Origin of the sequence: Pseudomonas sp. PA-6-3C, assembly GCF_021605825.1 — a bacterium.
Lineage (GTDB): Bacteria > Pseudomonadota > Gammaproteobacteria > Pseudomonadales > Pseudomonadaceae > Aquipseudomonas > Aquipseudomonas edaphica.
Map to the genome: position 1 here is coordinate 71,857 of NZ_WKDV01000003.1, position 12,811 is coordinate 84,667.

At 61.4% G+C, this 12,811-nt stretch carries 14 protein-coding genes; 3 read left to right on the plus strand and 11 right to left on the minus strand.

Annotation, left to right across the window (positions count from 1 at the left end; translation table 11 throughout):
* Positions 1 to 116: 116 nt before the first annotated feature.
* From GIW48_RS03470 to GIW48_RS03505, 8 genes are all read right to left on the minus strand, one after another.
* Positions 117 to 1,118, minus strand: coding sequence for a septal ring lytic transglycosylase RlpA family protein (locus GIW48_RS03470; RefSeq protein WP_017136052.1), 1,002 nt, complete (start codon positions 1,116 to 1,118; stop codon positions 117 to 119).
* Entirely contained in the window at positions 1,118 to 2,128 is a 1,011-nt protein-coding gene (gene mltB / locus GIW48_RS03475; protein ID WP_177033941.1) for a lytic murein transglycosylase B, read from the minus strand. The genes GIW48_RS03470 and mltB overlap by 1 nt, the downstream gene beginning before the upstream one ends.
* Before the next feature lie 17 nt (positions 2,129 to 2,145).
* Positions 2,146 to 3,249, minus strand: coding sequence for a rod shape-determining protein RodA (rodA, locus tag GIW48_RS03480; RefSeq protein ID WP_050547734.1), 1,104 nt, complete (start codon positions 3,247 to 3,249; stop codon positions 2,146 to 2,148).
* A gap of 31 nt (positions 3,250 to 3,280) precedes the next feature.
* Positions 3,281 to 5,179 (minus strand): penicillin-binding protein 2, encoded by a 1,899-nt coding sequence (gene mrdA / locus GIW48_RS03485; protein ID WP_017136049.1) that lies wholly within the window; start codon positions 5,177 to 5,179, stop codon positions 3,281 to 3,283.
* A gap of 15 nt (positions 5,180 to 5,194) precedes the next feature.
* Positions 5,195 to 5,662 carry a 23S rRNA (pseudouridine(1915)-N(3))-methyltransferase RlmH gene (rlmH, locus tag GIW48_RS03490; protein WP_003176297.1) on the minus strand — a complete coding sequence of 156 codons (468 nt, stop codon included), beginning with the start codon at positions 5,660 to 5,662 and terminating at the stop codon, positions 5,195 to 5,197.
* A 9-nt stretch (positions 5,663 to 5,671) separates the two neighbouring features.
* The gene (gene rsfS, locus GIW48_RS03495; RefSeq protein ID WP_003215432.1) at positions 5,672 to 6,166 is read right to left on the minus strand and encodes a ribosome silencing factor; all 495 of its coding nucleotides are present in this window, start codon (positions 6,164 to 6,166) and stop codon (positions 5,672 to 5,674) included.
* Between the two features lie 68 nt (positions 6,167 to 6,234).
* Positions 6,235 to 6,879 carry a nicotinate-nucleotide adenylyltransferase gene (gene nadD / locus GIW48_RS03500; protein ID WP_017136048.1) on the minus strand — a complete coding sequence of 215 codons (645 nt, stop codon included), beginning with the start codon at positions 6,877 to 6,879 and terminating at the stop codon, positions 6,235 to 6,237.
* Positions 6,879 to 8,144 (minus strand): glutamate-5-semialdehyde dehydrogenase, encoded by a 1,266-nt coding sequence (locus GIW48_RS03505; RefSeq protein ID WP_138450447.1) that lies wholly within the window; start codon positions 8,142 to 8,144, stop codon positions 6,879 to 6,881. Before GIW48_RS03505 ends, nadD begins: the two co-directional genes overlap by 1 nt.
* A 174-nt stretch (positions 8,145 to 8,318) precedes the next feature.
* Between GIW48_RS03505 and GIW48_RS03510 the strand changes: the two genes are divergently transcribed.
* Together GIW48_RS03510 and GIW48_RS03515 are read left to right on the plus strand one after the other, a co-directional pair.
* Positions 8,319 to 9,002, plus strand: a complete 684-nt coding sequence (locus GIW48_RS03510; RefSeq protein ID WP_236447301.1) for a DNA-3-methyladenine glycosylase — start codon at positions 8,319 to 8,321, stop codon at positions 9,000 to 9,002.
* A gap of 155 nt (positions 9,003 to 9,157) precedes the next feature.
* Positions 9,158 to 10,474: a bifunctional DedA family/phosphatase PAP2 family protein gene (locus GIW48_RS03515; protein WP_017136045.1), complete on the plus strand. Its 1,317-nt coding sequence runs from the start codon at positions 9,158 to 9,160 to the stop codon at positions 10,472 to 10,474.
* Here GIW48_RS03515 and GIW48_RS03520 read toward each other — a convergent pair.
* Genes GIW48_RS03520 through GIW48_RS03530 form a run of 3 tightly spaced genes read right to left on the minus strand, consistent with a single transcriptional unit; the run spans position 10,468 to position 12,149 of the window.
* A complete protein-coding gene (locus GIW48_RS03520) occupies positions 10,468 to 11,061 on the minus strand; it encodes an LON peptidase substrate-binding domain-containing protein (protein ID WP_017136044.1) in 594 nt (197 codons plus the stop codon). The genes GIW48_RS03515 and GIW48_RS03520 overlap by 7 nt on opposite strands.
* A 21-nt stretch (positions 11,062 to 11,082) precedes the next feature.
* Complete coding sequence (locus GIW48_RS03525; RefSeq protein ID WP_017136043.1) at positions 11,083 to 11,799, minus strand: LrgB family protein; 717 nt, start codon at positions 11,797 to 11,799, stop codon at positions 11,083 to 11,085.
* Complete coding sequence (locus GIW48_RS03530) at positions 11,796 to 12,149, minus strand: CidA/LrgA family protein (RefSeq protein ID WP_017136042.1); 354 nt, start codon at positions 12,147 to 12,149, stop codon at positions 11,796 to 11,798. The genes GIW48_RS03525 and GIW48_RS03530 overlap by 4 nt, the downstream gene beginning before the upstream one ends.
* Before the next feature lie 164 nt (positions 12,150 to 12,313).
* Between GIW48_RS03530 and GIW48_RS03535 the strand changes: the two genes are divergently transcribed.
* Entirely contained in the window at positions 12,314 to 12,769 is a 456-nt protein-coding gene (locus tag GIW48_RS03535) for a MaoC family dehydratase (protein ID WP_071485430.1), read from the plus strand.
* Positions 12,770 to 12,811: the final 42 nt, after the last annotated feature.

The window sequence follows — 12,811 nt, forward strand, 5'->3', positions numbered from 1 at the left end:
CCCGCTGCCAGACTGTCGCGTGTTCGGTTGCCCGCTCACCCCTTGCCCCTGGGTTTTTATTGTTCAACGAGCCAACAACCTCGGTTCAGGCGAACCTGAACCATCAATCCTTTTACTTATTCAGCCGTGACGACGCTGGGTTGCCCCAGGTTGGCCAGGCGCACACTGTTCTGCACGTGCGCCACTTCACTTGGCGAACCAATCGGGCCCATGCGCACACGGTGCAGGGTTTGCTGGTTACGCACGATGGAGCTGATAAACACTGGCGCGCTGACCATGCCGCTGAGCTTGGACCTTAACAGTTCTGCCGCATCCGGGTTGGCGAAAGCGCCGACCTGCAGGTACTGGCCGCCGACTGTAGATGCGCCTGGCGCTGCATGGGGCACCACGACCGTATCGGGTGCGTGCTGCGCCGGTGGCGGTGTCCACTGCTCGATCTTGCCCGCCGAGGCGGTCACTTGCGGTTGCGGGGTTTGCGGCTCGTTGAGCATCAATGGCGCCGGTTTGCCACGCTGAGCCCAATACTGCGCCGGGTCGATACCTTCGACTTTCACACGCGCGGTGCCAGTTTCGGCATAACCGAGTTTCTTCGCGGCGGCGTAGGACAAGTCGATGATCCGGTCCGAATAGAACGGCCCACGGTCGTTGACCCGCAGGATCACCGTGCGGTGGTTGTCCAGGTTGGTCACGCGTACATAGCTGGGCAGCGGCAAAGTCTTGTGGGCCGCGCTCATGCCGTACAGGTCATACACTTCGCCGTTGGCGGTGTTCTGGCCATGGAATTTGGTGCCGTACCAGGACGCCGTGCCCGTTTGCGAGTAGGTCTTGGATTCCTGCAACGGGAAGTAATTCTTGCCCAGCACGGTATACGGGTTGGCTTTGTAAGGCCCGGTGTGCAGGGTCGGCGTGGCATCCGGGATCTTCGATACGTCGACATCCCACCACGGCGCGCCGTCTTTGTGCGCGCGGTTGATGTCCAGGCCCGGCTGGGCGCGAACGACAGCGCCGCCCTTCGGCGCCGGAGCACGGCTGGTGGTGGAGGAGCAACTGACAACCAGCAAGGACAACGCGGCGAACGCCACCAGCTTGAGCGGTTTTTGGAACGGCGATACCCGCATTACTTGTTGCCCCGTGCTTGGACCAGCATGTCTGACAGTTGATGCACGGCCATGGCGTACATCACACTGCGGTTATAACGCGTGATTGCGTAAAAATTCTTCAGGCCCATCCAGTATTCCGGGCCGTTTGCGCCTTCGAGGCGGAACGCCGTCACCGGCATATCATCGCGTGGCGCATTCTGACTCGACCAGCCCAGCGCTCGCAACTCCCCGACGGTCTTGACCGGCTCAATACCTTGGGTCAAACCTTCGTCGACGCGCTCGCCGGTGACATCGGCGCGGATCACCACCGGTTCGCCGGCCACCCAGCCATGGCGCTTGAAGTAGCTGGCCACGCTGCCGATGGCATCGTCCGGGTTGCTCCAGATATTGATGTGGCCGTCGCCGTCGAAATCCACCGCATACGCCCGGAAACTGCTCGGCATGAACTGCGGCAGGCCCATCGCACCAGCGTAGGAGCCCTTGAGGGTCAACGGGTCGACCTGCTCTTCACGGGCCAACAGCAGGAACTCACGCAGCTCCTTGCGGAAAAACTCGGCACGTGGCGGGTAATCGAAGCCCAGGGTCGACAAGGCGTCGATCACCCGGTAACTGCCGGTGTTGCGCCCGTAGAAGGTTTCGATGCCGATGATGGCGACGATCACCTGGGCCGGCACGCCGTATTCCTGCTCGGCGCGGGCCAGCACCGCTTCGTGCTGGCGCCAGAAGTCCACGCCCCGCGCCACACGGGCGTCGGTGAGGAACATCGGGCGGTAGTCTTTCCACTGTTTAACGCGCTCGGCGGGACGCGAGATCGCGTCGAGGATCGCCTGCTTGCGCTGGGCTTCACGGAACACGCCCATCAGTTGTTCACCGGCAAAACCGTAGTCGCGGGTCATTTCACCGACAAATTCGGCGACCTGGGGTGAACCATCGTAGTCACCGGCCTGCACCTCTTGCGTCGCGCCCAGCAGCCCAATCAGGCCCATCCAGGACGCGTGCCGAGTCGCCCAGCCGCGCATTACTTGCATTGACATCTTCACCTTATTCAAACCTGCGCGATCCACTTGCGATGCGTGTGAATCGACATCAAAACCCCAAACGCTGACATCAATGTCACCAGCGAAGTTCCGCCGTAGCTAATGAACGGCAACGGCACCCCAACCACCGGCAACAGGCCACTGACCATACCGATGTTGACGAAAACGTAAACAAAAAAAGTCATGGTCAGGCTGCCGGCGAGCAATTTGCCAAACAGCGTCTGCGCCTGGGCGGTAATCACCAGGCCGCGACCAATCAGCAGCAAATAGATCAGCAACAGCGCGCAAATGCCTACCAGGCCGAACTCTTCGCCCATTACCGCAATAATGAAGTCGGTGTGGCTTTCGGGCAAAAAGTCCAGGTGTGACTGGGTGCCCAGCAACCAGCCTTTGCCAAATACGCCGCCGGAACCAATCGCCGCCTTGGACTGGATGATGTTCCAGCCAGTGCCCAGCGGGTCACTTTCCGGATCCAGGAAGGTCAGGATCCGCTGCTTCTGGTAGTCATGCATAAAGAAGAACCACATGGCCACCGCCACCGGGATCGCCGCCGCCAGCACGCTGAGGATCCAGCGCCAGCGCAGGCCGCCCATGAACAACACGAACGCCCCGCCCGCCAGGATCAGCAGCGAGGTGCCGAGGTCGGGCTGGCGCACAATCAAAATGAACGGCACGCCGATCAATATCAGGCTGATGCCCACGTGCTTGAGCTGCGGCGGCAAGGTGCGCTTGGACAAATACCAGGCGATGGTCGCCGGCATCAGGATCTTCATGAATTCCGACGGTTGGAAGCGAATTACCCCGGGAATGTTGATCCAGCGGGTCGCGCCCATGGCGTTGTGGCCCATTACGTCCACCACCACCAGCAGCAAAACACCGGCGACATACCCCAGCGGCACCCAGCGCGCCATGAAACGTGGCTCCAGCTGGGCGATAACCACCATCGACAACAGACCCAGGCCGAACGACGACGCCTGTTTGATCAGTAAGTCCCAGTTCTTGCCGCTGGCCGAATACAGCACGAACAGGCTGCCGGCCGCCAAGGTCAACAGCAGGATCAGCAACGGGCCATCAATGTGCAGGCGCTGCAGCAACGTCGCACGCCGACGCATCACATCCTCACTGGAGAGGATGCGGTCAAAATTACTCTTCACGGGCCGTAACCTCGGTGCTTGAAGGGGGGCCACCATATTCGGATTTGAGTCTGCCGTCGTCGGCCAACAGCCAAGCGTCCATGATCTGACGCACCACAGGCGCCGCGACGCCAGAGCCGGACTCGCCGTTCTCGACCATCACCGCCACCACGATTTTCGGGTCGTCGGCCGGCGCAAAGCCGACAAACAAGGCGTGGTCGCGGTGACGTTCCTGAACCTTGGAGCGGTCGTATTTCTCACCCTGCTTGATCGCGACCACCTGGGCCGTACCGCTTTTGCCGGCAATGCGGTATTGCGCGCCCGCCGCGGCCTTGCGCGCCGTGCCACGAGCACCGTGCATCACTTGCTGCATGCCGTGGTTGACCTTGGCCCAGTCGGACGGGTCGCGCAGCACGATGTCCGGAATCGGGTTTTCATCCACAGGCTTCTGGCCTTCGATGGTCTTGGCCAAGTGCGGGCGGTTCCACACGCCTTTGTTGGCCACCAGCGCGGTGGCCTGGGCCAGTTGCAGCGGTGTGGCCTGCATGTAGCCCTGACCGATGCCGAGGATCAGGGTTTCGCCCGGGAACCATGCCTGACGACGGGTCGCGCGTTTCCATTCCCGCGACGGCATCAAGCCAGGGGATTCTTCGAACATATCCAGGGAGACTTTCTGACCGAGGCCGAACTTGCCCATATAGGCAGACAGCCGATCAATCCCCAGCTTGTGGGCCAGGTCATAAAAATAGGTGTCGTTGGAGCGCATGATTGCGGTGTCCAGGTCGACATAGCCGTCACCGGTGCGGTTCCAGTTACGGTATTTGTGATCGTAGTTGGGCAGCATGTAGTAGCCAGGGTCGTACACGCGGCTCGATGCCGTGACCACACCCGAATCCAGACCGGCAATCGCCACCGCCGGCTTGATGGTCGAACCCGGCGGGTACAGCCCGCGCAGCACACGGTTGAACAACGGCCGGTCGATGGAATCACGCAACTCGGCATAGGCCTTGAAGCTGATACCGGTCACAAACAGGTTCGGGTCGAAACTCGGCTGGCTGACCATCGCCAGCACTTCGCCGGTGGCCGGGTTGAGCGCGACGACGGCGCCACGACGACCGCCCAGGGCCATCTCCGCCGCTTCCTGCAATTTGATGTCCAGGCTCAGCACAATGTCTTTGCCAGGGATCGGGTCGGTGCGCTTGAGCACACGCAGCACGCGGCCACGGGCGTTGGTCTCAACTTCTTCGTAACCCACCTGGCCGTGCAGCTCCGGCTCGTAGAAGCGCTCGATGCCGGTTTTGCCAATATGGTGGGTGCCGCTGTAATTCACCGGATCGAGGCTTTTCAGCTCTTTCTCGTTGATGCGCCCCATGTAGCCGACGGAGTGCGCAAAGTGTGCCCCTTGCGGGTAATGCCGCACCAACTGCGCCACCACTTCCACACCTGGCAAACGGAACTGGTTCACCGCAATGCGCGCGATCTGCTCTTCGTTGAGCTCGAACAGAATCGGCACCGGCTCGAACGGCCGACGCCCCTGCTTCATGCGTTTTTCGAAGATCACGCGGTCTTCCGGCGTCAGTTGCAGTACCTCGACGATTACGTCGAGGACCTGCTGCCAGTCGCCGGAACGCTCGCGGGTCATGCTCAGGCTGAAGCTGGGCCGGTTGTCTGCCACCACCACGCCATTGCGGTCGAAAATCAGCCCGCGGGTCGGCGGGATCGGCTGCACATGCACCCGGTTGTTTTCCGACAACGTGGAGTGATAGTCGTACTGGATCACCTGCAGGTAATACAGGCGCGCAATCAGCACCGCAATCAAGCCCACCACCAAAAAAGCGCCAAACACCACGCGCGAACGTACCAGACGTGCGTCTTTCTCGTGGTCCTTGATGCGGATCGGCTGGGTCATCGGCAATGGCGCAGATTATTTGTGGTAAGGGTGCCCGGACAGAACTGTCCAGGCGCGATACAGCTGTTCACCGATCAGAATCCTTACCAACGGGTGCGGCAACGTGAGTGCCGACAGCGACCAGCGCTGGTCCGCCCGCGCGCAGACTTCCGGCGCCAGCCCTTCCGGGCCGCCGACCATGAAGTTGACGGTACGCGAGTCCAGGCGCCAGCGGTCCAGTTCCACCGCCAACTGCTCGGTGCTCCAGGGCTTGCCGTGCACCTCGAGGGTGACGATGCGCTCGTTGGGGCCGACCTTGGCCAGCATGGCTTCGCCTTCCTGACGGATAAAGCGCGCCACGTCGGCATTCTTGCCCCGGGTGTTGAGCGGTATTTCCACCAGCTCCAGCGACAGCTCAGCGGGCAGACGCTTGGCATACTCGTGCCAGCCTTCTTCCACCCACTTGGGCATGCGTGAACCGACAGCGATCAGACGCAGGCGCACAGCCGTTCCTTATTCCTGGTCTTTGTTGAGCTTGTCGAAGTGTGCATGGCCCACTTCCGGGCTGTGGTGCTTGCCATCAGCCGCACGGCTCTGCTCGGCGCCTTTCCACAGACGCTCCAGGTCGTAGAACTGGCGGGCGTTGCTGGTCATCATGTGAACGATCACGTCGTCCATGTCCAGCAGTACCCAGTCGCTGTCGCCCTTGCCTTCTTCACCCAGTGGCTTGACGCCTTGGGCTTTGACGGCTTCGCGAACCTTGTCGAGCATCGCGCCGATCTGGCGGTTGGAAGTACCGGTAGCAATGATCATGAAGTCGGTGATGCTTTGCTTGTCGCGCACGTCCAGCACCTGGATGTCCTGGGCTTTAACGTCTTCCAGGGCAGCCACGGCGACTTTTACCAGCTCTTCGCCAGCCAGCTCAGGGCCGGTGTGCGCTTCTACTGGCAGCGGGGCGCTTTTGAAAGTGCCTTTGCGCTTAACTTTGCTTACGTCTTTGTTCGTCATATAAAACTCGTTTTGCTCGTATGTTCGGGCGCCCGCTGCACGAATGTTCGTGCGATCAAGCGCGCCTTTTAGTTCGACGCACGGTAAAGCCCGTGCGCATCGATGTAGGCCAGGACCGCGTCAGGCACCAGGAAACGTACCGACTTCCCGCTGGCCAGCAGTTGACGGATCTGGGTGGCGGACACCGCAAGCGGGGTCTGCCAGACGAATGCAATATTCCCGTTCGGCCCGGTCAGGGCCAAGGGGTCACTTACCGACCGCGCGGCCAGCAGGTTGCGCAAGGCATCCGGCGGTTCGCTGTCGGCATCCGGGCGTTGCAAAACCAGGATGTGGCAATGCTGGAGGAGTTCCTCCCAGCGATGCCAAGAGGGCAGGCCGCAAAATGCGTCCCAGCCCAAAAGCAGAAACAACTGGTCATCTGCGGCCAACTCGGCGCGCATCAGTTCCAGGGTGTCGACAGTGTAGGACGGTTTATCGCGTTTGAGTTCGCGGTCGTCCACCACCAGCGGCGGTATACCTTCTACAGCCAGGCGCACCATCTCCAGGCGTTGCTGCGCAGACACCTGCGGCATATCGCGATGGGGTGGCCGCGCGTTAGGCATCACGCGTAACTCATCCAGCGCGAGGGCATCCGCGACTTCCAGGGCACTGCGCAAATGGCCGATGTGCACGGGGTCGAAGGTGCCGCCGAGCAGCCCGATGCGTTTACCCATCAAGTGCGCACATGACCGTCGCCGAACACCACGTACTTCTCGCTGGTCAGGCCTTCCAGGCCAACCGGGCCGCGTGCGTGGAGCTTGTCGGTGGAAATGCCGATCTCCGCCCCCAGGCCATACTCGAAGCCGTCGGCAAAACGCGTCGAGGCGTTGATCATCACCGAGGCGGAATCCACTTCGGTGAGGAAACGCCGGGCATCGCTGAAATGCTCGGAAACAATAGCGTCGGTGTGCTTGGAGCCGTATTTATTGATGTGTTCGATGGCCTGGTCCAGGTCATCAACGATGCGGATCGACAGGATCGGCGCCGTGTACTCGGTGTACCAGTCGTCTTCAGTCGCTTCGATCACGTCCGCGCCCAGCAGTGCACGGGTGCGTTCGCAGCCACGCAGTTCCACGCCCTTGTCACGGTAGATGGCAGCCAGCGGCGGCAGCACGCGCTCGGCAATGCCAGCGTGTACCAGCAGGGTTTCCATGGTATTGCATGGCGCGTAGCGGTGGGTCTTGGCGTTGTCGGCGATGCGGATCGCCTTGTCGAGGTCGGCCGCGATGTCGATGTACACATGGCACACGCCGTCCAGGTGCTTGATTACCGGCACCTTGGCATCACGGCTGACGCGTTCGATCAGGCTCTTGCCACCACGCGGCACGATCACGTCGACGAATTCCGGCATGGTGATCAACGCGCCTACGGCGGCGCGGTCGGTGGTTTCCACCACCTGCACCACTTCAGCCGGCAGCTCGGCCACGGCCAGGCCTTGCTGGATGCACACAGCAATGGCGCGGTTGGAATGAATGGCCTCGGAACCGCCACGCAGGATGGTGGCGTTGCCCGACTTGAGGCACAGGCTCGCGGCGTCGATGGTCACGTTCGGGCGCGACTCATAGATGATGCCGATCACGCCCAGCGGCACGCGCATCTTGCCGACCTGAATGCCGGAGGGCAGGTAGCGCATATCGCGGATTTCACCGATGGGGTCAGGCAGCTTGGCCACCTGACGCAGGCCTTCGATCATGTCGTCGATACGTGCCGGGGTCAGCGCCAGACGGTCCAGCAGGGCCGGTTCCAGGCCATTGGCGCGGCCGTTGGCCAGGTCCAGTTCGTTGGCGGCGGCCAGCTCGGAGCGCGAAGCATCCAGAGCATCGGCGGCAGCCAGCAAGGCACGGTTCTTCTGCGCAGTGCTCGCACGGGCGATCAACCGCGAGGCCTGCCGGGCAGCGCGACCCAGGCGGGTCATGTAGTCAAGAACGGACTCAGTCATGGTCAGGGAGTCTTGGCAAAGAGGAAAGCGGCAGATTATAGCTGTGACGCCGCCCGACTGACAGCGGTGAGGGGCGGATGGTCGAAATGAACTGTAAAAACTTGGGGTTCAGCGGTAATTAAGGTGGGAGTTGTTATTATTCGGTCACATTTAGCCGTATTAACCTTTGCCGCCATGTCCAGTTTTGCCCCCCAGCCCCCCGCCAGCGCCCTGCCCGATAGCTTCTTCGACCGTGACGCGCAAATACTTGCGCGCGAATTGCTCGGCAAAGTCATCCGCCACCGCGTCGGTGAAACCTGGCTTTCGGCGCGAATTATCGAAACCGAAGCCTATTACGTGGCCGAAAAAGGCAGCCATGCCTCACTCGGTTACACAGAAAAGCGTAAGGCTTTGTTTCTGGATGGTGGGCACATCTACATGTACTACGCCCGTGGCGGCGATTCACTGAACTTCAGCGCTCACGGCCCCGGCAATGCGGTGCTGATCAAATCGGCTTATCCGTGGGTCGATGAGCTGTCCGGCCCGGCGAGCCTGGCGCAGATGCTGCTCAACAACCCGGACGCCAATGGCCACCCACGCCCCTCGCAAAAACTTTGCGCCGGCCAAACGCTGCTGTGCAAAGCCCTGGGCCTGAAAGTGCCGATGTGGGACGCCAAGCGCTTCGATCAGGAACTGCTGTTTGTTGAAGACGTGGGCCAAACCCCGACGCAAATCATCCAGACCACCCGCCTGGGCATCCCCAGCGGGCGCGATGAACACCTGATGTACCGCTTCGTGGATGCGGGTTATGCACCGTATTGCACCCGGAACCCGCTGCGCCGGGGCCAGGTCGAAGGCCGTGATTATTTTTTGATTTGAACAGACAGAAGCAGCCCAGCAGATCGAATGTGGGAGCTGGCTTGCCTGCGATAGCGGTTGAACATTCACTCTCGAGGTGACTGACACACCGCCATCGCAGGCAAGCCAGCTCCCACAGTTGATCGCCACTGCCGACATAAATGGAGTGAAGTTTTATGGGCCAATGGCTCGATAGCATTACCGGCTGGCTCACACTGAACCCCGAATGGCTGGCGGTGGCGGTATTTATCGTCGCGTGCGTTGAATGCCTGGCCATCGCCGGTCTGATCGTGCCAGGCACCGTCTTGCTGTTTGCCATTGCGGCCCTGGCCGGCAGCGGTGCGCTGTCGTTGAGTGAAACCTTGCTGCTGGGCTTTCTCGGCGGCTTGCTGGGCGACGGCGTTTCCTACTACCTGGGCCGACACTTCCATCAGAACATCCGCCGCCTACCCGGTTTACGCCACCATCCGGAATGGATGAACGGCGCCGAAACCTACTTCCACAAGTACGGCATCGCCAGCCTGCTGGTCGGGCGCTTCATCGGCCCGCTGCGCCCCATGCTGCCGATGGTGGCGGGCATGTGCGACATGCCGTTCCCGCGTTTTGCCGCCGTAAGCATTGTGGCCGCCGCCGGCTGGTCGGTGGCCTACCTGCTGCCAGGCTGGGCCACTGGCGCCGCCTTCCGCCTGCCGCTGCCGGAAGGTTTCTGGCTGGAAGCCGGGATTGTCGCCGGGTGTATCGCGGTGTTGCTGGGGCTGAGCTTGAACAGCAGCCTGCGCGGCCATCGTCGTGCCACCTTGTGGGTCGGTTGCGCCAGCCTGACTTTGTTGATCGCCCTGTTTATCGGCTATCCCCACCTCAATCACTTCGATCAGGGCCTCAGTGCTTTGGTCCAGGAGCATCGCAGCCCGTGGCTGGACGAGGTGATGGTGCGGATTACCCAACTGGGTGAATTCAGGAAGATGTTTATCGCCAGCGCGATTTTCACTGGCCTGCTACTGGTGGCGCGGCAATGGCGGCATGCCGTGTTCGTCGGTGCTACGTTGGCGGGGGCGGCGGTGATCAACACGGGCACCAAGCTGTTTTTCGCCCGTGGCCGCCCGGAAATCCTCACAGAACCACTGACCAGTTTCAGCATGCCCAGCGGCCACGCCTCCGGCGCCTTTGCGTTCTTTCTCGCATTGGCGGTGCTGGCCGGGCGCGGGCAACCCACGCGCCTGCGCCTGACCTGGATGTTGCTGGGCTGTATTCCCGCCGCTTTTATTGCGCTGTCACGGGTTTACCTGGGCGCGCATTGGCCCACGGACATACTGGCCGGCACGCTGCTGGCGATGACGGTGTGCGCCTTCAGCCTGGCCGTCATCCAGTATCGAAGCCCGCTGCCGGCCATGCCGCAGAAAACCTGGTGGCTGCTGCTCCCGGTGCTGGTGGCGGTGCTGAGCTTTATCGCCCTCACCGGCACACCCCACGCCCTGTTGCGCTACGCCTACTGAGTGAACAGTTCGCCCTGCAACTCGTCGAGCAGCATCTGGATCGCATCCAGGCGCTGCTGCGGGTCATCGAGTTGCAGCAGGTCGATCTTGTCGGCCTCGGTGAACGGCAGCAGATACGCCAGTTGATTGCCCAAGGCTTGCTGACCCTCGGCATGCGCGTCCATGTCCAGCGACGCCACCATCGGGTGCTCGGCCAGGGCCTGGAGCAACGCCAGCAGGTCGGCGTCCTCTTCTTCCAAAGGCTGGTCGGGCAGCTCTTCGAGCCATTGCACCTCGGCCACCAGCAACTGATCCTTCTGCACGCCGGCGTCGCGCACGCGGAAGCGGCGGCCACCTTCGACGCGAATCCCCAGCAGGCCGTTGTCCTGCTGCTTGAAATCGCGGATCAGCGCTTCACAACCGATCAGCGCGTAGCCGTCCGGGGCCATGCCGACTTCCTTGCCGTCGAGGATGCACACCACACCAAAGCTTTCGCCCTTTTTCATGCAGCGGCTGATCATGTCCAGGTAGCGCGCCTCGAACAGTTGCAAGTCGAGGGTGCAGCCAGGGAACAGCACGGTATTGAGCGGGAACAGCGCCAGACTCATAAAGGTTTCCTTAAACCTGGTTTAAACGATCACCGACACGGCCAACGGCAGGAAAACCGCCGTGCCCACGCCCATCAGACTCATGGCCAACGCCGCGAAGGCGCCGCACTCTTCACTTTCCTGCAAGGCCACCGAGGTGCCGACGGCGTGGGCGGTCATGCCCAGCGCCATGCCACGCGCCTCGGGGCTGTGCACACCGAGGCGCGACAGGTACGCCGGGCCGATCATCGCGCCGATCACCCCGGTGATCAGCACAAACACCGCCGCCAGCGCAGCCACACCACCGATCTGCTCAGCCACCAGCATGGCAATCGGCGAGGTCACCGACTTGGGCGCCATGGTCATCAGCATCATATGTTCGGCGCCGAACCACCAGCCCAGCAGCACACACAAGCCGGTGGCCACCACGCCGCCTATCACCAGCGTAGTAAAAATCGGCCAGAACAATTGACGAATCCGTCGCAGGTTCAAGAACAGCGGCACCGCCAAAGCCACCGTCGCCGGGCCGAGCAGGATGCCCATGATCTCGGTGCTCTTGCGGTACTCGACGTAGGTCAGGCCGCAACTGAGCAGCACGCCGATCACCAGCAGCATCGACACCAGCACCGGCTGCAGGAAGACCCAGCGGGTTTTCTCGAATGCCGCCAGCACCAGTTGATAGGCGCCGAGGGTGATGCCGATGCCGAACAACGGATGATGAATAACCGCAGCCCACGCGCCCTGCCAGTCGCCGATCATTGATCGCGCTCCTTGCGCTTGACCATGCGCTGCATCAGCACGCCGACAAAACCCATGGCGATCACCAGCGACAAAACGAGCGCGCCGATGATGGCCCAGAAATCGGCGGCAATGTCCTTGGCGTAGACCATCACGCCCACCGCCGGCGGCACCAGCAGCAACGGCAAGTAACGCAACAGGCTGCTGGCGGCCAGGCTCAGGGGCTCGCCGACTTCACCGCGCCAGATCAAAAAACCCAGCATCAGCAGCAAGCCAATAATCGGCCCCGGCAGCACCGGCAACAGCAAATGGTTGATCGCGGTGCCGATCAATTGAAACAGCACCAGCCAGGTCAGGCCCCGTAACAGCATCGCTCTCTCCCCTCTAAAGCTGGGACGCATTATAAGCACGCCCGCCATATGCTTCGGCATTCGCCAAAAGCATGGTGGGTTGACCGAGTGGGTTGCCCATGATGATCTACATTGGTTCTCTGTAACTCATAAAAAACAGAATCGATGAACCAAGGAGAGTCGCAATGCCCTATGTACCTGTAGCGCAGCTCAAAGATTATGTCGGCAAGGAACTGGGACGTTCCGAATGGCTCACCATCGACCAGGCGCGTATCAACCTGTTCGCAGAAGCCACCGGCGATCATCAGTTCATCCACGTCGACCCGGTCAAGGCCGCCAAGACCCCGTTCGGCAGCACCATCGCCCACGGTTTCCTGTCGCTGTCGTTGATGCCCAAGCTGATGGAAGACATCCTGATCATGCCCGAAGGCCTGAAGATGGCGGTCAACTATGGGCTGGACAGCGTGCGTTTTATCCAGCCGGTAAAGGTTAATTCCAAAGTCCGCCTGAACGTCACCCTCACCGACGTGACCGAGAAAAAACCTGGCCAATGGCTATTTAAGGCCACCGCCACCCTGGAAATCGAAGGCCAGGAAAAACCTGCTTACATCGCCGAGTCGCTGTCACTCTGCTTCGTGTAAGGCCGGGCCTGTGGCGAGGCAATAAACCTTGCCACAGTGTAT